Annotated in this window: 15 protein-coding genes; 6 read left to right on the top strand and 9 right to left on the bottom strand. The window is 67.5% G+C overall.

Translation table 11 applies throughout. The annotated features are described in order from the left end of the window. The first annotated feature begins 380 nt into the window (after window positions 1-380). A complete protein-coding gene (locus I1A62_RS15480; protein ID WP_124389714.1) occupies window positions 381-1,112 on the top strand; it encodes an IclR family transcriptional regulator in 732 nt (243 codons plus the stop codon). Between the two features lie 114 nt (window positions 1,113-1,226). After that, complete coding sequence (locus I1A62_RS15475) at window positions 1,227-2,183, top strand: TauD/TfdA family dioxygenase (RefSeq protein ID WP_124389713.1); 957 nt, start codon at window positions 1,227-1,229, stop codon at window positions 2,181-2,183. A gap of 51 nt (window positions 2,184-2,234) precedes the next feature. Here the strand turns inward: I1A62_RS15475 and I1A62_RS15470 are convergent, their stop codons facing one another. Continuing rightward, window positions 2,235-3,062 carry an alpha/beta fold hydrolase gene (locus I1A62_RS15470; RefSeq protein ID WP_192581709.1) on the bottom strand — a complete coding sequence of 276 codons (828 nt, stop codon included), beginning with the start codon at window positions 3,060-3,062 and terminating at the stop codon, window positions 2,235-2,237. 242 nt (window positions 3,063-3,304) lie between these two features. Between I1A62_RS15470 and I1A62_RS15465 the strand changes: the two genes are divergently transcribed. Beyond that, complete coding sequence (locus tag I1A62_RS15465) at window positions 3,305-3,898, top strand: C40 family peptidase (RefSeq protein WP_124389711.1); 594 nt, start codon at window positions 3,305-3,307, stop codon at window positions 3,896-3,898. A 70-nt stretch (window positions 3,899-3,968) separates the two neighbouring features. On the opposite strand, the gene I1A62_RS15460 is transcribed toward I1A62_RS15465, so the two are convergent. Both I1A62_RS15460 and I1A62_RS15455 read right to left on the bottom strand, forming a co-directional pair. Next, the gene (locus tag I1A62_RS15460; RefSeq protein ID WP_124389710.1) at window positions 3,969-5,558 is read right to left on the bottom strand and encodes a GMC family oxidoreductase; all 1,590 of its coding nucleotides are present in this window, start codon (window positions 5,556-5,558) and stop codon (window positions 3,969-3,971) included. A 48-nt stretch (window positions 5,559-5,606) separates the two neighbouring features. Then, the gene (locus tag I1A62_RS15455) at window positions 5,607-7,343 is read right to left on the bottom strand and encodes an aldehyde dehydrogenase family protein (RefSeq protein WP_124389709.1); all 1,737 of its coding nucleotides are present in this window, start codon (window positions 7,341-7,343) and stop codon (window positions 5,607-5,609) included. 188 nt (window positions 7,344-7,531) lie between these two features. On the opposite strand from I1A62_RS15455, the gene I1A62_RS15450 reads away from it, so the two are divergent. Beyond that, on the top strand, window positions 7,532-8,713 hold the full coding sequence (locus I1A62_RS15450) for a CdaR family transcriptional regulator (protein WP_124389708.1): 1,182 nt from the start codon (window positions 7,532-7,534) through the stop codon (window positions 8,711-8,713). A 27-nt stretch (window positions 8,714-8,740) separates the two neighbouring features. Here I1A62_RS15450 and I1A62_RS15445 read toward each other — a convergent pair whose 3' ends face one another. After that, window positions 8,741-9,538: a carbon-nitrogen hydrolase family protein gene (locus tag I1A62_RS15445; protein ID WP_124389707.1), complete on the bottom strand. Its 798-nt coding sequence runs from the start codon at window positions 9,536-9,538 to the stop codon at window positions 8,741-8,743. Between the two features lie 43 nt (window positions 9,539-9,581). Here I1A62_RS15445 and I1A62_RS15440 point away from each other — a divergent pair, with 43 nt between their 5' ends. Further along, window positions 9,582-10,253 carry a GntR family transcriptional regulator gene (locus I1A62_RS15440; RefSeq protein ID WP_124389706.1) on the top strand — a complete coding sequence of 224 codons (672 nt, stop codon included), beginning with the start codon at window positions 9,582-9,584 and terminating at the stop codon, window positions 10,251-10,253. On the opposite strand, the gene I1A62_RS15435 is transcribed toward I1A62_RS15440, so the two are convergent. After that, window positions 10,225-11,595 (bottom strand): MFS transporter, encoded by a 1,371-nt coding sequence (locus I1A62_RS15435; RefSeq protein ID WP_219459063.1) that lies wholly within the window; start codon window positions 11,593-11,595, stop codon window positions 10,225-10,227. The genes I1A62_RS15440 and I1A62_RS15435 overlap by 29 nt on opposite strands. A gap of 201 nt (window positions 11,596-11,796) precedes the next feature. Here I1A62_RS15435 and I1A62_RS15430 point away from each other — a divergent pair, with 201 nt between their 5' ends. Further along, a complete protein-coding gene (locus tag I1A62_RS15430; protein WP_219459062.1) occupies window positions 11,797-12,486 on the top strand; it encodes a DUF2848 domain-containing protein in 690 nt (229 codons plus the stop codon). 102 nt (window positions 12,487-12,588) lie between these two features. Here the strand turns inward: I1A62_RS15430 and I1A62_RS15425 are convergent, their stop codons facing one another. From I1A62_RS15425 to I1A62_RS15410, 4 genes are read right to left on the bottom strand one after another with little or no spacing between them, the layout of a single operon-like run. Beyond that, window positions 12,589-13,785, bottom strand: coding sequence for an acetyl-CoA C-acetyltransferase (locus I1A62_RS15425; protein WP_219459061.1), 1,197 nt, complete (start codon window positions 13,783-13,785; stop codon window positions 12,589-12,591). Next, window positions 13,782-14,576 (bottom strand): enoyl-CoA hydratase/isomerase family protein, encoded by a 795-nt coding sequence (locus I1A62_RS15420; RefSeq protein ID WP_219459060.1) that lies wholly within the window; start codon window positions 14,574-14,576, stop codon window positions 13,782-13,784. Before I1A62_RS15420 ends, I1A62_RS15425 begins: the two co-directional genes overlap by 4 nt. Beyond that, window positions 14,569-15,963, bottom strand: coding sequence for an MFS transporter (locus tag I1A62_RS15415; RefSeq protein ID WP_124389701.1), 1,395 nt, complete (start codon window positions 15,961-15,963; stop codon window positions 14,569-14,571). Before I1A62_RS15415 ends, I1A62_RS15420 begins: the two co-directional genes overlap by 8 nt. Window positions 15,964-16,021: 58 nt before the next feature. Beyond that, window positions 16,022-18,145 (bottom strand): acetate--CoA ligase family protein, encoded by a 2,124-nt coding sequence (locus tag I1A62_RS15410; protein ID WP_124389700.1) that lies wholly within the window; start codon window positions 18,143-18,145, stop codon window positions 16,022-16,024. Window positions 18,146-18,208: the final 63 nt, after the last annotated feature.

Here is an 18,208-nt window from a genome sequence, read left to right as displayed (position 1 = left end):
ATCCGACCCCGGTCCACGACCGGGACCGCCGCAACGCGACGACGCCCGGAACCCCACGGTGCAGGAGGAACGCACCCGCGGCGAACCAGACGGTGACCACACGAGCGACGTTACGGTCGCGACCGTGGGGCCGTACAGCCTTCCCCGCAGCGTGAGCGGAACACCGTTATGCGACACCTGGACCGAGCTCAAGTCAGTGGCGCTGTGGAGCGGAATGTTTCGACTGCTCACGATTCGCAATCAGACTGAGCGCAATGCTCGTCCCAGGCTCGACGCTCTGAGAAGGTAAAGGCAGCATCGATGCGACGGTGAGCGCCACCGTCCCTGCCCGGCACACGAGTGCAGTCGGCCTGACTGCGTCCAGACGGTAAGGAGGCCTGGTGAATTCACCGCGGTCGGGGTCGCAGGCGGTCGAGCGGGCGATCGCGGTCCTCGCCTGCTTCGAGGGCGGCGCCACCGACCTGACGGTCAGCGCGCTCGCCGCCCGCACCGGATTGGCCGTCAGCACCGCGTACCGCATCGTGCAGGCCCTCGTCCGCGGCGGATTGCTCGAACGCGACGAGCACACCGATTGCTACCGGGTGGGGCCGAGCCTGATCTCCCTCGCCGTGCCGTCGCTGGGGCGGCACGACGCCGAAGCGTTCGCCCCGCACCTGTATTCGCTCGCCGCGCGGGTGAAACTGACCGCCTCGCTCTCCGTCGCCAAGGACGATGTCGCGGTCACCGTCTTCTCCGCGCGCCCACCCGAACGGTTCTGCACGCATCAGCTGCCCGGGGCGCGTCAGCCACTGCAGACCAGCGCGATGGGCATGGCGATTCTGGCGTTCGGCACGGCGTCCGCCCGGCGAGGCAGTTCGGTGCCGGTGCCCTCGGACCTCGAACGGGTCCGGCGGCGGGGGTACGCCGCAGCCTTCTTCGCCGAGAACCGGGACGTGCTCGCCGTCGCGGTTCCCGTTCTCGACGCCGACGGACGGCCCCGCGGCGCGCTCGGAGTCCAGGCGCTCCGCCGGCGACTCACCGACGATCTCGTGCGGGAGATCGTGCCGCCGATGCGGGGCGTCGCGGCGCGGATCGGTGCGGGCGCCGGAACCGCATTTCCCGCGTTCCGGTAGGGAAAAACTCAGGGTGAACCTTTTTCGCATTGTGAAAAAATCGTTGTAGCAACGTGGTTCGGGATTCGATGATGATCGCGACGTATCGATTCAGCCCGAAACCCAGGAGTACCCATGACCGTCACCACCGCAGCGCCCACCGACTCGGATCGGTCCGCCGACACCGCGCTCGAGGTCCGTCCCGTCGCCGGGCACATCGGCGCCGAGATCTCCGGGCTCGACCTCCGGAAAGAACTGGCCGACAACGAGGTAACACAGGTTCGCGACGCCCTGCATCGCTACAAGGTGCTGTTCTTCCGCGACCAGGAGATCGGGCACGCCGAACAGATCGCGTTCTCCCGCAGGTTCGGTGACGTGACGCCGTCGCACCCGTACGACGACGAAGCACCCGAGGGCTTCCCGCAGATCCTCGCCGTCGACAGCCGCAAGTACGAGAAGCGGTTCGGGCGCAAGAAGTACAGCTACGACAACAAGTGGCACACCGACGTCACCGCGCTGATCAACCCGCCGGCAGGCACGATCCTGCGCGCGCACCTCGTCCCGGAGCAGGGTGGCGACACCCAGTGGACCAACCTCGTCGCCGCCTACGAGGGTCTGCCCGACTCACTGAAGCGCCTCGTCGACGGCCTCCGCGCCGAGCACCGGTTCGGCGGACGGCACCCGCAGTGGGCCGAGGACAGCAGCTACGCCCAGAAGACGCGGGAGAACCCGCTGGTCACCGAACACCCGGTGGTCCGGGTTCACCCGGTGACGGGGGAGCGGGCCCTGTTCGTCACCCCCGGGTTCACCGCTCGGATCGTCGGCGTCTCGCCGTCGCAGAGCGACCGCCTGCTGGACCTGCTGTTCGCCGAGGTGACCAATCCGGCCTACACGGTGCGCTTCCGCTGGGCGCCGGGCAGCCTCGCGTTCTGGGACAACCGTGCCACCGCCCACCTCGCCCCCACCGACCTCGACCACCTCGATGTCACCCGGGTCCTGTACCGCACCACCCTCGAGGGCGACGTTCCCGTCGGCCCCGACGGCAAGGAATCCACGTCCATCGCCGGCGCGGCGTTCCGCGGCGAGAAGTAGGCGGCTTCGCCGCCCGTGCGTGGTTAGCGAGTCCCTACACTCGCCGGCCACTCACGGGCTGTGGAGTGCCCGGCGGACGGCGTCGGCGAACGCGGCGTGGTCGTGGATCAGCCAGCCGTGACCGCCGGTGACGGTGTGGACCGGCGGATTGCGCAGTGCGTGCCGCAGCGACTCGAAACTGGCGAGCGGGATCATCCGGTCGCCGCGACCCCAGACGAGGGACACCGGTAGGCCGCGGTCGGCGAGGACGCCGAGTTCCCGGCGCAGGTCCGCCCGCCTGGCCAGGTGCGCGGTGCGCCAGACCGCCCCCGGATCCCGCACCGTGTTGGGCAGGAAACCGTTGACCAGCGACGCCGTCGTGTGGGCGATCGACCGGATCGACAGCGCCTCGCCCAGCATCGACGCGCCCCAGTCCCACAGTGGTCGCTCGCCGATGGGCCGGGTGTGCCAGCCGTCGGACGACCACGCGCCGCCGCCGACGGAATTGACCAGGACCAGGCGCGCGACCCGCTCCGGAAGGTCGTGAGCGGCCTGGATGGCGACGCCGCCGCCGAAGGAGTGTCCGACCAGGGTGACCGGTTCGCTGATTCCCGCGTCGTCGAGGAACCGCCCGAGCCAGGCCGCGTAACCGGCGAAGGTGCGGTCCTCGGGCGCGTGGTCGGGGGTGCCGCCGAAGCCGGGGAGCGTCGGCGTGACGATGCGATGCCCCTGCTGGGCGAGCGTCGCGAGGCTGCGGCCGTACACCTGCGGGGTGAGTCCCCATCCGTGCAGGAAGACGACGGGCGCGCCTGCACCCACGACGGTGAGGGTCGTGACGTCCGCAACTGCGGGTTCCCCGAAGATCTCGGGTTCTGAGTTCTGGGTCAGTGACACGCACACAGCGTGGACGACGGGGATGCCGTCGGTAACGGGCCGATTTACCCGAATGCATACCTGTTTCCGGTGTTTGGTGCCGGACCGGTCGGTTCGATATCGAATCGTTATCTACCTGTATTGCAAAAACAGGTATGTGTATGGGCCATTCGGCCGTTGTTCGCTGAGTTCGTGACCGGGATGTTATCTAACGTCTCGTCCGAACGGCACGGATGCCGCCGGACTCTCAAATTGAAGGACTCAGCTCAATGGCCAAGCATAGATTGCGTCGGGGCAATCGTCTGCAGTTTTCGACCGGCGGTCTTCTGATCGCCGCCGGTGTGGGAGTGGGAGCGTTCCTGCTTCCCGTCGCTCCCGCTGCAGCGGAGCCGATCACCATCCCAGGAATTGGGACGTTCGAGGTACCGGGTGTACCGCCCGTACCTCCGGTTCCATCCGCTCCGGCTCCGAACCCCGGGCCCCTGCCGGGACCGCTCCCGGCCCCGCCGGCGATGCCGTCCACCCACGGTGCGCAGGCTCTCGCCGCCGCCGAGTCGAAGATCGGCTCGCCGTACGTCTGGGGTGCCACCGGGCCGAACTCCTTCGACTGCTCAGGCCTCGTGCAGTGGGCGTACAAGCAGGCGGGCATCTCGGTGCCGCGTACCACCTACGACCAGTTGAACGGGGGATCGCCGGTAGGCAAGGGCAGCCTGCAGCCGGGTGATCTGGTCCTGTTCAACGGGGCGGAGCACGTCGGGCTCTACGCCGGGAACGGCACGGTCGTCCACGCGCCCACCGCCGGGCAGCCCGTCAAGCAGTCGCCCCTCGATTCGATGCCGTTCTACGCGGCGCGCCGCTACTAGGCGGCTCCGCCGCCCGTGCGTGGTTGACGAGTCTCTGGACTCGCAAACCACGCACGGGGCGCGCAGCGCCCTACGAGTTGCGGATCAGATCCGACGCCCGCTCGCCGATGAGGACCGACGGTGCGTGGGTGTGCCCGCGGATGATGGCGGGCATGATCGACGCGTCCGCGACCCGCAGTTTGTCGACCCCGCGAACCCGCAGGTCGGGTGTGACGACACTCGCGTCGTCGTTGCCCATGCGGCACGTCCCGACCGGGTGGTAGAGCGTGTGCGCGTTCTCCTGCAGTGCCCGTTCGAGGATCTCGTCGATCGGGGTGCTCGGCTCCACGGCCGGGCGAATCAGATTGCCCAGCCGCGACTTCAGCGCGGGCGCCGACGCGAGGGCGTCGCACAGGCGCAGTCCCTCGAGCATCGCCCGCCGGTCGACTCCGCCGCTGTCGCTGAGATAGCGGGGATCGATGATCGGTTTGGCGACGGGATCCGCCGACTTCAGCGAGATCTCGCCGCGACTCTCGGGTTTGACGAGGATGGTGCCGATCACCGCGGCGTGCCCGGTCGCCGGGATGAGACCCTCGTCGAAGAACGGCGCCGGCCCGAAGATCATCTCGAGATCGGGCAGCGTCAGATCGTCCCGGCTGCGCGTGAAACCGTACGCCTCACCGACATTCGACGTCAGCATGCCGCGGCGCCGGGTCAGGTAGTTCAGCAGCTCCGGGATCTTCTCCGCTGCGAACAGCGAGTCCGAGTCGACGCGGTAGCCGAGGAACGACACCAGGTGGTCGAGCAGGTTCTTCCCGACTTCCGGCAGGTGCTGCTGCACCGCGATGCCGTGCGCCCGCAGTTGCCGCTCGTCGCCGATGCCCGACAGCATGAGGAGTTGCGGGGTGTTGATCGCCCCGCCGGCGAGGATCACTTCCTTCGCGGCGCGGACGGTGCGCCGCACCCCGTCCTTCTCGTACTCGACGCCGACGGCGGCGGAGCCCTCGAACAGCACCCGGGTGGCCTGGGCGCCGGTGAGGACGGTCAGGTTCTTCCGCTTCAGTGCCGGCCGCAGGTAGGCGTCGGCCGTGCTCCACCGCGCGCCCCGTTTCTGCGTGACCATGGTCTGTGAGAAACCTTCGGGCCGAGTGGTGTTCGCCCGTTCGACGGGGTAGCCGGTCTCCTCGGCGGCCGCGAGGAACGATGCGGTGAGGGCGCGGGGGCTCCGCTGGTGCGAGACGACGATCGGTCCGCCCGTGCCGCTGTCGGCGTCCGATGCGTCCTGCACGTTCTCGATGCGGCGGAAGTATTTGACCACTTCCCGGAACGACCACGTGTCGTCGGCGAGTTCGGCCCACTCGTCGTAGTCGGCGGCGAATCCGCGCACCCACATCATCGCGTTCATCGACGACGAGCCGCCGAGCATCTTGCCGCGCGGCCAGTAGATCGTGCGCCCGCCGAGCCCGGGTTGCGGCTCCGTCAGGTAGTCCCAATCCAGTTCACTGCGAAACAGTTTCGAGAAGGCGGCGGGGATGTGCGCGAACTTGTCCTTGTCCTCACCGCCGGCCTCGAGGACCACGACCTCGCTGCCGGAGTCGGCGCTGAGCCGGTCGGCGAGCACCGCACCTGCCGAACCCGACCCCACGATCACGTAGTCGGCCACAGACAGTTCCTGATTCATCGTTCATCTCCACTTCGACGGGGGTGACGGGACGTGGACTCGCAGCCCTCACCCACGCAGCGCGGACGCGAAGATCGCGGGCAGTCGGGTCCATGAGGGTGCACCGGCAAATCCTGTCAGTAATCGGCCAGTCGTGGCGGCGGTTCGGTTGGTGACGAACCACGGGGGTTTGGGCGAGATGGACATCTCGCGGTTCAGGATGGACCGCGGCGACGGCCGGAACGGGCCGCGGACGACGGTGCGTTCCGGCCGGTCGATGAGGAGCGCGTTGTGCACCACGCCGATGCCGCTCTGCACGTCGTTCAGGGTGTGGCCGGGGAAGGCTCCCCAGGTGGCGGTGGCGGTGAGGTAGCCGACGCCGGTCCACGCGTTGACTGCGATGGTCCCGTAGCGGAGGCTCTCGAGCAGCGAGTCGAATTCCGCACCCATCTCGTGGATGGTCTGCGGCGCCGCGACGATGTTGATCCCGAGTGTTCCGACGAAGTCCGCGTTGACGAGGTCGGCGGCGTGGGCCGCGAACTCGGCGCCGCCGTGGGGAAGGTCGATCACGCCGAGCACCGGCGCGAAGTACTCGGTCTGCAGGAGCGGGGCGTAGGCGCCGGGCTCGAGATCGGCGACCAGGACGCGTCCGCCGTTCTCGCCGAGGCGGGCCGCGGTGGGGAACGACGCGACGGCGCCGGCGACCCGGGCGTCGCTGCCGGGGTAGTACGCGGCGCGTTCCGGCGCCGTGTCGAGCGCCTCCTTCAGGGCGGCCACGAACTCGTCCCGCTGCTTCCACTCGGACGACACGACCACCGCCTGCGCCGCGACGCAGTTGTAGCCGCCGTTGTGCAGCCGTTGCGTCGCAATGTGTTCGGCCTGGAACTTGATGTCGGCGCGGCTCCATTCGCCGGGCAGCACGATGGTGGGGGACACGCCGCCGAGTTCGCTCGAGATGGCCTTGCCGAGGAGGGGGTCGTTCGCCGCCTTGCGCCGCGCACCGTCCTCGCCGGTCCCGAACACGATCGCGTCGTGGGTCAGCGCGCTCCCGGTCATGTGCACGTGGTCGACCAGGTCGTGGTGCACCAGGTACGTTCCGACGTCCGCGCCGCCGGTCAGCAACCGGACCGCGCCGATCGAGATGAACGGTTCGAGGACCCGCGTCAGCACGGGCAGCAGGCGGTCGGTGACGGGGTTGAGCTTGAGGGCGACGACGCGGTTGTGCGCGATCAGTTCGTACAGGGTGTCGAGCGGGGCGATCGAGGTGATGTTGCCGGCGCCCAGGACCACGCCGATGCCCTGCGTCCGCGACGGGTCCCGCTGGGCGAGTCCGGCGTCGCGCTGTGCCGTCGCACGATCGACTCCCGGCTGCAGCCACACGTCCGCGCTGAATCCGCTGAGCAGCAACCTGTCGAAGATGTTCAGGGGCAACGCCTTGACGGTGGTCCGGCCGCCCGGCGCGGTGCCGAACGTGGCGCCGTCCAGCGGGCTGGTGCCGGCGTCGAGTTTCGCCAGGCTCGCGGACAGTGCCGCGGTGCCGGTGGCCAGGGGGTACGGCCCCGACATCCATTCCTCGCCGACCAGCGGCGACTGCGGGTCCAGGCCCTTGATCGCGACCGCGGCGTCCACCCAGTCGGCGGCATGCTGCACGGTGAGGTCGTGCACCTTGTCGAGGAGCGTCCTGCGGTCGGTGAGGGAGAGGTCGGCCCAGGTCTTCTCGCCCTCGGCGAGGTCGGCGAGGGCCGCGTCGACCTCCGGGTGCGGCGAGGTGGTGTTGGAGGTGGCCTCGGGTTCTGAAGTGCTCACGGTGGACAGCTCCGCTCGGGTCGAGTACATGGTGGGCCGCGCCACGAAACTGTGGCGTAGAACACCGATTCTCGTCCCCGTTGCGGGCGCCGCGCCATAGGCAGCGGCTGTGAATGTGGCCCACCGGGGCTATGCCGTCGCACAAAAGAGGGATGGCGCGGACTTCGTCCTGTCGATAGTCTTGCCGGATGACTGTCAGCCCCGATGTCGCGCCGTCGCCCACCGACCTTCTGGGCTCGATGCTGGAGTCGGTGGACCAGCTGTCCGAGGAACTCGTCTCGCGCATCCTGTCGGCCGAGCACGGCTACGTGGAGGCGACACTCCTCACCCCGGAGCAGTTGTACGCGGCGTGCGTCGACAACCTCACGGCGATGCTGGGCAACCTCGCGGGCAGTGCGCCGATCCGGCTGGAGGCGGCGCGTGCGGCTGGACAGTTGAAGGCCGAACAGGGGGTGCCGCTCGCGGCGCTGCTCCACGCGTTCCGGCTCGGTGGTCGCCTGATCTGGGACGAACTGATGAACCGCTCGGACGGCCGCGCCACCAACGCGCTGCTCGACATGGCCGCCCAGGTGTGGGCGCTGGTGGACGTCTACTCGGACAGCGCCGCGGAGGCCTACCGGGAGACCGCCGACCTGCGCGCCCGCGAGGACGCCGAGTCGCGGGGCCGGCTGATCCGCACCCTCTTCGGTGACCATGCCGCCAACCCGGCCGGCGCCGCCGACGCGCTCCGCACGTTCCGGATTCCGGAGAACAGCACGTTCCTCGTCGTGTCCGCCGAGGCGGCGGCGTCCCCGTCCGCAGCGGACGTCGTCCAGTCGGACCTTCGCGGTGCGGGGGTCGATTCGGTGTGGGACTCGGAGGTCGACGGCCGGGTCGGGCTGCTGTGGGCCGCCACCGCCGAGGTCCTCGATTCGGCGCTGGACGTCCTCGGCCGCACCGGTCACGGACGGATCGGCGTCAGCTCGGCGTTCGGACGTCCGGGTGGGACGAGCCGGGCCGTGGAGCAGGCGCGGATCGCCCGCCGCTGCGCGGGGCACGGCGGGTGCACCGTCACCCGCTACGAGTCGGTGCCGGTGTCGCTGCTGCTGGTCAGTGTTCCCGACGCGGGGAAGCTCGCGTCGAACCAGATACTCGGACCGGTGCTGGCTCTGCCCGCGGAGGAACAGGAAAGCCTGCTCGCCACTCTCGACGCCTGGTTCTCCTGCCGCGGCTCCACGACGGCGGCGGCCACCCAGTTGCATTACCACCGCAACACCGTCCTGTACCGGCTGCGCCGAATTCACACCCTCACGGGACGCGATTTCTCCGACCCCATCGACGCCGCCGAACTGTACGTCGGACTGCGGGCGCACCAGTTGCTCGGTTCGTAGACGCCGTCGGGCTGCGGCGCGCGGACATCAGAATTGCCGGTTGACGAGGACCGGCAGTGTCTTGCGGACCTGCGTCACCAGTGTGGTGTCGATATCGACCGTCAGTAGTCCGGGTCCGGAATCGAGTTGTCCGAGAATGGTTCCCGTGGGGGAGCTGACGATGCTGTGGCCGACGCCGAGCGGCGTGGTTCCCTGGACGTTTTCGCCGGACGCTGCAGGGTCGGCTTGGTCGCAGGCGGCGACGAAGGTGGTCGAGTCCAGTGCCCGGGCGCGGGCGAGGAGCGTCCACTGGTCGATCTTGCCTGGCCCTGCACCCCAGGACGCGGCGACCACGGTCAGCGCCGCCCCGCGGTCGGCGAGCGTCTGGAACAGGCCGGGAAATCGGATGTCGTAGCAGGTGGCGAAGCCGACGCCGACTCCGTCCACGGAGACCACCAGCGGGTCGGCGCCCGGTGCCACGGTGTCGGATTCGGCAAAGCCGAAGGCGTCGTAGAGGTGGATCTTGTCGTAGTGGGTGTCGACGCCGCCTCCGGTGACGAGGAGTGTGTTCCGCACCCGCCCGTCGCCGGACGGCGTGAACATCCCGGCGACGACGGTGATTCCGGCCCGGGCGGCGCACCCGCGGACGGCGTCGGCCCACGGGCCGTCGAGCGGTTGCGCGACGCTTGCGAGCGGTCCGCCGAACCGCTGCATGGTTGCCTCCGGGAACACGACGAGCCGGGCGCCCGCGTCGACGGCCGCTGACACCTGCTTCTCCACGGATTCGAGGTTGGCCTCGGGGTCGATGGAACTGGTGATCTGGGCAAGGCTGAGGCGGAGCATCATATTATTTCTCCTAGCTGCGAGAACATTGGTGTATACATACTGTATGCAACAAATGGATGGGGTCGACGGTCCAGCTGCCGAGTTGTCGGGTCGGGAGAAGGCGTACCTGTATGTCCGGGACCAGGTGCTGACGTCACCGGCGGCGACGGGTTCGTTCCTCAGCGAACAGGATCTCGCGACGAAGGTCGGGGTCTCCCGCACTCCGGTCCGCGAAGCCCTGCTGATGCTGCAGGCCGAGGGCCTCGTCGAGATGGTGCCCAAGCGGGGCGCGCACGTACCCGCGATGTCGGGCCGCCAGATCACCGAGTTGATGGAGCTGCGCGGTGTCCTCGAACGACATGCCGCGAGTCGGGCACTGACCTCCGGGCGAGTTCCCCTCGAATCGATGCGCGCCGCGCTCGCCGAGCAGGAAACCTTCGCGACCGGCGCGAGCGTCGATGCTGCTCGCGCGTTCATCGACTGGGACGGCCGTTTTCATCAGGTCCTCATCGATTCGGCAGGCAGTGAGTTGCTGTCCACCACCTATGCCGGACTGCGTGCGCGTCAGCTCCGCGTCGGTTTGACGGCCCTGTTCAGTGCCTCGGACCGTCAGCACAATGTGTGCGCCGAGCACCAGGCGATCATCGACGCACTCGAGGTCGGCGATGAAGGCCTGGTACACGAGAAGATCAACAGTCATCTCGAGGTTACTCTGCAGATCCTGTTGCGCGCCTAGCGTTCTCGGCCGACAGCAACGCGTAGTGCTCGTCTTCGGTGGGGTCGGGGTTGCGTCCGAGTGCGAGGCCGAGCAGGGTCAGCGCTCCGACGATCAGCACGTAGATCGCGATCGGCACCCAGCTGTCCGTCTTGCTCAACAGATATGTGAAGATCAGCGGTGCCATGGCGCCGCCGAACACGCCGGCGATGGTGTAGGCGAGCGAGCTGCCGGTCGAGCGCAACGGGACCGTGAACTGTTCGGTCACGAATGCCGCCTGGGGTCCGTACATGAACGAATGGAATCCGAGTCCGACGACGACACCGAGGATGAGCAGCGGAAACGAGCTGCCGCCGATGACGACGAAGAACAGGGCGCTCCAGGCGACGCCGCCGACGGCGGCGATTGCGTAGACCAGGCGCCGGTTGATGCGGTCCGAGATTGCGCCGGCGAGCGGGATCAGGCCGAGTTGGAATGCCGAGCCGATCAGGATGGCCGCGAGAACTTCGCCGCGGTCGAAGCCGAGTTTCCTGGTGCCGTAAGTGATCGCGAAGACGGTGAACAGGGCGTAGATCACGTCCGGGGCGATGCGAGACAGGATGGCGGCGATCAATGGCCTGGCCTGCGTCTTGAACACGTCGCTGATGGGAGCCTCGGCGCGCTCGCCGGATTCTTGCAGGGCCTTGAAAACGGGGGTGTCTTCGAGCTTCAGCCGAATCCAGAGGCCGAAGCCGACCAGGAGGGCCGACATCAGGAAGGCGAGACGCCATCCCCAGGATTCGAACTGGGCCTCGGTCATCGAGATCGTGAGGAGGGCGAGCACGCCGTTGGCCATCAAGTTGCCTGCAGGAGGGCCGATCTGGGCCGCTGAGGACCAGAAGCCGCGTTGGCGTGGGTTGCCGTACTCGCTCGACAGCAGTACCGCACCACCCCACTCGCCGCCGACGGCCACGCCCTGTGCGAATCGGAGCACGACGAGAATGGCGGGCGCCGCGATGCCGATGCGGTCGTAGCCGGGCAGCAACCCGATCGCGAATGTGGTCACGCCGATCAGGAGCAGGGTGATGACGAGCAGTTGTTTGCGTCCGATGACGTCCCCGAGTCGTCCGAAGACGAAGTCGCCGATCGGTCTCGCCACGTAGCCGACCGCGTAGGTGGAGAACGCGAGCAGGGTTCCCGTCAGGGGATCACTGTCGGGGAAGAAGATCTGCGGGAAGATCAGTGCGGCCGCCGCCGAGTAGACCGCGAAGTCGTACCACTCCAGCGCGGTGCCGGTGAGGCTGGCGGCAAACGCTTTCGCCAGCCCCTTCTTGTCGACGGGTGCGGATCTGTCGGCATCGACGGAGGTGGACTCTCCGATCATGGCAACTCCTTGTGGGTTGAATTCTTGTCCCGCGCGGCGCGGATGTCCCGTGTTCCAGGTCACCGTCGCCGTTGTACGCAACATATACTTGCTGTATACAAGACGTATGCGCAACCCCTCGGGCGCAGAAAGAACGAGAAAGTAACAATCTGCCCTGATCGTCAGACGGGATCAGGGCCCGGAATACAGGAGTTTCCTCCCATGTCGCAGCTCACGTTCACCCTGCCGGACGGCACTGTCGAAAACGTCGCGGTCACCACCCTCCTCAACGCCGGTTATGCCGGACGGAACCAGGAAGAGGTCGCGTCCCACATCGCCGAGCTCGCAGAACTGGGCGTACCGGCACCGACCACGATCCCGGCGTTGTACCCCATCTCGCCCTACCTCGCCCAGCAGGCGACGACGGTGTCCGTTCAACACGGACGAACCTCGGGCGAAGCCGAGTGGGCGCTGGTCATCACCGACGACGACGTGCTGCTGACCGTCGCATGCGACCACACCGACCGCGACCTCGAGGTGCACAGTGTGGCGTGGAGCAAGAATGCGGCACCCGACGTTCTCGGGTCACGCGCATGGCGGCTGTCCGAGATCGCCGACCGCCTCGACGACATCACCCTCTCGGCATGGGTCGGCCAGGGCGACGGCGAACCCTCCACCCTCATCCAGAGCGGAACCCTGGCCGACCTGCTCGCCCCGAAGTACTGGCTCGACGTCCTTCGCGAGCGGGGCTTGCACAAGGCGGGCACCGTCCTCGTGTCGGGGACGATCTCGATGCGGCACGGTGTGGATCAATTCGCCGACGCATGGAAGGTCGAAATGCGGGACCCGTCCACCGGAGACACACTGACCTGCAGCTACCGCACACTGCGGATGCCTGCGCCGATCGGCTGATCCACACCGCGCACAGGAGAAGGCCGGGCCTGGGCACGGGGTCCGGCCTTCTCTAGTGCGGAAATCGCAGCTCGTCGCGAACGCCGTGCGAGCGGCGTCTGCTCATGCGGATTCGACGACGGCTGCGATGCCCTGGCCGCCGCCGATGCACATCGTTTCCAGCCCGTAGCGTCCACCGCGACGCTTCAGTTCGTGGAGAAGTGTCGTCATGATCCGGGATCCGGTGGCACCGACGGGGTGACCGAGGGAGATTCCGGAACCGTTGACGTTGACCTTCGACTGGTCCTCGTATCCGAAGCCCCGGAGCACGGCCAGGACCTGGACGGCGAAGGCCTCGTTGACCTCGATGAGGTCCATGTCGTCGAATCCCAGTCCGAGTTTGCCGAACAGCTTCCGCACCGCCGGGACCGGGCCGATTCCCATTTCGGCGGGGTCGCATCCGACGGCGGCCCACCCGTGCAGGAAGCCGAGAGGGTCGAGACCGAGCCGGCCCAGCTGATCCTCCGCGACCACGAGGCACGCCGCGGCGGCATCGTTCTGCTGGCAGGCGTTTCCTGCGGTGACGGTGCCGTTCGGCATGACGGTGCGCAGCTTCGTGAGTTTCTCGACGCTCGAATCGGCCCGGACTCCCTCGTCTCGGTCGAAGATCACGGGCTCGGCTCTGCGCTGCGGAACCTCGATCGGCACGACCTCGTCCGTGAACCGTCCCTCGCTCCACGCAGCGGCGGCGCGGTGATGACTCTGGACGGCGAAGGCGTCGGCAGACTCGCGGGAGATGCCGTAGCGCGCCGCGAGGTTCTCCGCGGTCTCGATCATCCCGGAGATGTAGCCGAATCGTTCGACGGGCTGCGAACGCTCCCGGCCGCGGTCGAGGCGGTCGTGCAGTGCCACCGTCCCCTGACGGGAACCCCAGCGCATGTCCGTGGTGTAAAACTCGACGTTGCTCATGCTTTCGACGCCGCCGGCCATCACGACGTCTGCGGCGCCGCTCTGCACCATCATGGCCGCGATGGCGATCGACTGCAGGCCGCCGCCGCAGCGGCGGTCCAGCTGCATTCCGGCGACGTCGATGGGGAAGCCCGCCTGCAGCGCGATCCAGCGTCCGACGCACGGTGTCTCACTGTTCGCATACGACTGCGCGAACACCATGTCCTCGATCCGTGCGGGGTCGATGCCGCTGCGCTCGACGACGGCCGCAGCGACGGCGGCGCCGAGTTCCTCGACGGCGACGTTCTTCAGGCCACCGCCGAAGGCGCCGATGGCGGTCCGGGACGGGGCGACGATCGCCGCTCTTCTCATGAATGCTCCTGAACTCGGAAATCGGGGGCTGTCTTGGCGAAGAACGCGCGCACCCCTTCACGGCATTCGGGTGAACTGAACGCGCGGCCGCTTGCCGTCAGGGATTTCTGGACAAGCTGATCCTCGTCCAGATCGTCGGCCGCGTTGATCACCGATTTGCACAGCTCCAGGGCGAAAGCCGGTCGACGGGTGAGGATCCCGGCCCAGCGCCGCGCCTCGGCAAGTGCGGTGCCCCGGGGAACCACGGCGTCGATCAGACCCCAGTCGAGTGCGGTCCGGGCATCGATCGGGTCACCGAAGAACATCATCCGCTTGGCGCGGCCGATCCCGATCCGCCGCGTGGTGCGGAACGTTCCGCCGCTGCTGGGGAAGACTCCGAGTTTGATCTCCGGTAGCCCCAGCGAGACATGTTCCTCGGCGATAAGTAGGTCACAGCAGCAGGCGATTTCGAGTCCACCGCCGAGGGTGAGGCCGCCCAGGGCGGCCACGGTGGGCTTCGGAAAGTGCGCGAGGAACTGGAAGATCTCGTTCTGCCGTCGAAGCTTCTTCTCCACCACCTGACCCGGTTCCATCATCTCGGGGAACTCGGAGATGTCGGACCCGGCGCAGAACGCCCGGCTTCCGGCACCGGTCACGACGACGGCACGCACCGTGTCGTCGATTGCGAGGGCGTCGAGGCGTTCGGAGAGTTGCCGCGTCAATTCGAGGGTCACCACGTTGAGCGGTGGATTGTCGAGTGTCAGTATCGCGACACCGTTCTCGATCGTGAGATGCACGTTCACGTCAGGCATGGCGGACATCGTTCCGATCCGGTTTCAGTTCGACACGGCTGATCCTGCCCATGATGAACAGGAAGCTGCAGACCGCCAGTGCCGCACTGGCACCGACGAAGATCAGTGCTCCGTCGTAGGAACCGGTGGCGTCGACGATGTAGCCGATAGCGATCGGGGTGGTGATACCTGCGGCGTTCGCGAACGTGTTGAACAGGCCGCCCGACAGTCCGGCCGCCTCCTTCGGGGAGGTGTCCGAGACGATGGTCCAGCCAAGGCTGCCGAGTCCCTTGCCGAAGAACGCGAGAACCATGAAGAGGATGACGACGGTCTGCGAAGTGGTGAAGTTGCACAGGACGATGACAGTCGACAACGTGAGTCCGGCGATGATCGGAATCTTGCGCGCCCACGTGAGGGACACACCCCGTGTGAGCAGCCGGTCCGACAGGACTCCGCCGAGGATCCCGCCGAGGAAGCCGAAGATCGCGGGGATGGACGCCGCGAGTCCGGCATCGAGCAGGGGCATTCCGAGTTCTTCGATGAGGTAGATCGGGAACCAGGTGAGGAAGAAGTACACGATGGTCGTGATGAAGAATTGGCCGGCGTACAGCCCGAGCATCATCCGGCTGCCGAGCAGCTGTCGAATCGCCCCCCAGGTGTTGATTTTCGGGGCGTCCGGTGCCGAATTCGCCTCCTCGATGTCGACCAATGCACCACCTTCGGCGATGTACTCGATTTCGGCGTCGTTGGCCATTCTGTGCTTGCGTGGCTGGTCGTAGAACTTCAGCCACCCCGCGCTCAGCGCCATGCCGATGGCGCCCATCACGAGGTACGCGGAGTGCCAGCCGTGCGCGTGCGTGAGCCACGCCATGAACGGGGTGAATATCACCGCCGCCGCGTACTGGGACGCGTTGAAGATGGCGGAGGCGGTGGCACGTTCCGACGAGGGGAACCACGTGGCCACCACGCGCCCGTTGGTCGGGTAGGCGGGTCCCTCCGCGATGCCGACGCCGATGCGCAGGGCGAACAGTGCAGCGACTGCAGCACCGAGCCCCAAGAGCGGGACGAAGCCCTGCAGGAGGGTGAACAGTGACCAGACGAAGATGCTGATGGCATACATCCGCTTGGCGCCGAAGCGGTCGACGAGCCGGCCGCCGGGGATCTGGGCCAGCATGTACGCCCACGCGAACGCGGAGAACAGGTAACCGAGGGTGATGGCGCTGATGCCGAGATCGGCCTTGATCTCGGTGCCGGTGATGGACAGGATCGCACGGTCGGCGTTGTTGAGCGTCGACACGATGAAGAGCAGTGCGACGATCAGGAAGCGGATCCTGGTGCGTCGGGGTGGGGGCGCGCCGGTGTGGCGTGTGCGGCTCGATGAGCTGGGGTGGGTCTCCGAGAGGGGCATGGTGTCTCCGAGGTCGAGGGGTGGGGGAGGGCGTCGAGTGTCAGGGTGATGCCTGTGATCACGGGGCGGTTCGCACCGTGATCAATGCGTCGAGGGCGAGCGCTCCGCGGCCCTCCTCGAGGACCAGCACGGGGTTGAGGTCGAGGGAGTCGAGTTGGTCGGCGTGAGTGACGGCGAACCTCGACACCGCGACGAGGAGGTCCCCGAGCGCGTCGACATCAGAGGGGGCCGCACCGCGAAAACCCGCGAGGAGCGGATGACCCTTGATCTCCCGGACCAGATTCACGGCTTCGGCGTGGTCGAGTTCGCCGACACGGAACGCGATGTCGCGGAACAATTCGGCGTGCACGCCACCCAGTCCGAACATGACGGTAGGGCCGAAGACGGGATCGTTGGTCACCCCGACGATGGTTTCGACACCCTTCGGGCACATCGCGCCGACGAATACTCCTTCGATGCGGGCACCGGGCACCGCTGCGTCCGCGCGCTCGAGGAGCGTTGAATACGCCGCTGCAGCCTGTGCTTCGTTCTCGACGTCGAGAATGACACCGCCGATCTCCGTCTTGTGCGCGATGTCGGGCGAGACGATCTTCATGACCAGGGGGAATCCGATATCGGCCGCTGCTTTCGCGACGTCGTCGGGGTGGGTGACCACGGTCGAGCGGGGGAAGGGGATGCCCGCATCGGCCAGGATCTGCTGGGCGGCGTGTTCCGACAACGGGTCGCTGCCGAGATCGTATCGCGCGGTTCGTGTTCGGTGACGGCGTGCGATCGGGGTGTCGAAGTGCTCGGCGAAGTACGCGAGGGCGCCGAGCGCGGTGACGGCTCGTTCGGAATCGTCGAAGACGAGGAATCCGTCGCTCTCATACGCCCGGACCACCTCTGGGCGAGCCTCCATGCACAGTGCCGTCGGACGGTCGAGGAATTCTCTCGTTCCGGCGCCGATGGCCTTGCGGATCTCCTCGCCGTAGGTGGGGGAGTCGGGGAGCATCGTGAACGATCCGACGATGCTGTCGTAGCCGCCGTCGGAGTACATGACGTCGAACGTCTTGGTGATCAGGCTCATGTCGTTGAGCCAGCCGGCGGTCGTGTCACACGGATTGTTGTCGCTGCCCATCGGATTGAGCGCGCGGAGTTTCGCCCGCCCGGGTTCGGCGAGGGGAGTGACGTCGAGCCCGCCGCGTTCGGCGGCGTCGCAGAGTTGCACGCCGAAACCACCTGACACGGTGATGATCCCGAGGTTGCGCCCCTTCGGGAAGCGTCCGCGAGCGGCGGCATAGGCGACATCCACCTGCTCCTGCGTCGTGCGCGCCCGGTAGACGCCGTATTGCGCGCAAAGTCCGTCGAACACCGCGTCGGCTCCCGCGAGGCTCGCCGTGTGAGACTGTGCGGCGGTTGCGCCTGCCGCGGACTGCCCCACCTTCATGAACACGACGGGCTTGCGGTGATCGTGTGCGGCTTGTAAGGCGGCCCTGAACGTGTCGCCGTCGCGGATGCCTTCGGCGTAGGCCAGGATCACGCTGACGTCGTCCTGGAGGGCGAGCCAGTGGATGCAGTCGGCGACGTCGGTGCCTGCCTCGTTGCCGGTGGACGCCCAGTATCCGACACCGATTCCGCGTTTCTCACACAGGTAGGCGAGATGCCCACCGTACGCACCGCTTTGGCTGACGATGGCCGCGCCGCCGGGGGTCGGCAGAGCTTTGTCGAACGCGCTGCTGAACGTGCCCGCGAATCCGCTGTCGGTGTGGAGCAGCCCGAGGCAGTTGGGTCCGAACAGTCGGATGTTGCCCGCCGCCGCTATCGCGGCGAGCAGGTCCTGGAGTGTACCGCCGTCCGACCCGGTCTCGGCGAAGCCCGCCGCGTAGATGATTGCCGCGCCGACGCCGTGTTCAGCGCAGTCGGTAAGGGCGCCCTCGAGCAGCCGCGATGGTAGGGCAATCAAGGCGATGTCCGGTGTCTCGGGGACGTCGGCGAGGCTGGGGTAGGCGCGCAGACCCTGCACTGTCTCGCGACGGTTGTTGACCGGATAGATCGCGCCGCGGTATCCGGCGCGGATCAGATAGTGAAGGGCGCGCCCGGAGATGCGCGTCGCGTCGTCGGAAGCGCCGATGACCGCTACGGATGTGGGGCGGAACGCCTTCTCGAAGTTGGTGAGTGCGAACACTGGGCTCTCAGGTGGCATGGATGGCCTCCGCGGTGAGGTGGGGACGATTGCTCGAAGACTGTTGTCTGAGTCACAGTGCCG

Origin of the sequence: Rhodococcus sp. USK10 (assembly GCF_019378875.1) — a bacterium.
Lineage (GTDB): Bacteria > Actinomycetota > Actinomycetes > Mycobacteriales > Mycobacteriaceae > Rhodococcus_F > Rhodococcus_F pseudokoreensis.
The sequence above is the reverse complement of the archived record's forward strand: the minus strand, read 5'-3'. Positions and strand labels throughout refer to the sequence as shown.

Excerpts from the sequence above, each read along its gene's own strand:
- I1A62_RS15460 (WP_124389710.1), bottom strand. The coding sequence starts at position 5,558 with ATGAATCAGGAACTGTCTGTGGCCGACTACGTGATCGTGGGGTCGGGT.
- I1A62_RS15435 (WP_219459063.1), bottom strand. The coding sequence starts at position 11,595 with ATGATCGGAGAGTCCACCTCCGTCGATGCCGACAGATCCGCACCCGTC.
- I1A62_RS15445 (WP_124389707.1), bottom strand. The coding sequence starts at position 9,538 with ATGATGCTCCGCCTCAGCCTTGCCCAGATCACCAGTTCCATCGACCCC.
- I1A62_RS15425 (WP_219459061.1), bottom strand. The coding sequence starts at position 13,785 with ATGAGAAGAGCGGCGATCGTCGCCCCGTCCCGGACCGCCATCGGCGCC.
- I1A62_RS15430 (WP_219459062.1), top strand. The coding sequence starts at position 11,797 with ATGTCGCAGCTCACGTTCACCCTGCCGGACGGCACTGTCGAAAACGTC.
- I1A62_RS15450 (WP_124389708.1), top strand. The coding sequence starts at position 7,532 with ATGACTGTCAGCCCCGATGTCGCGCCGTCGCCCACCGACCTTCTGGGC.
- I1A62_RS15410 (WP_124389700.1), bottom strand. The coding sequence starts at position 18,145 with ATGCCACCTGAGAGCCCAGTGTTCGCACTCACCAACTTCGAGAAGGCG.
- I1A62_RS15440 (WP_124389706.1), top strand. The coding sequence starts at position 9,582 with ATGCAACAAATGGATGGGGTCGACGGTCCAGCTGCCGAGTTGTCGGGT.
- I1A62_RS15420 (WP_219459060.1), bottom strand. The coding sequence starts at position 14,576 with ATGCCTGACGTGAACGTGCATCTCACGATCGAGAACGGTGTCGCGATA.
- I1A62_RS15465 (WP_124389711.1), top strand. The coding sequence starts at position 3,305 with ATGGCCAAGCATAGATTGCGTCGGGGCAATCGTCTGCAGTTTTCGACC.
- I1A62_RS15415 (WP_124389701.1), bottom strand. The coding sequence starts at position 15,963 with ATGCCCCTCTCGGAGACCCACCCCAGCTCATCGAGCCGCACACGCCAC.
- I1A62_RS15475 (WP_124389713.1), top strand. The coding sequence starts at position 1,227 with ATGACCGTCACCACCGCAGCGCCCACCGACTCGGATCGGTCCGCCGAC.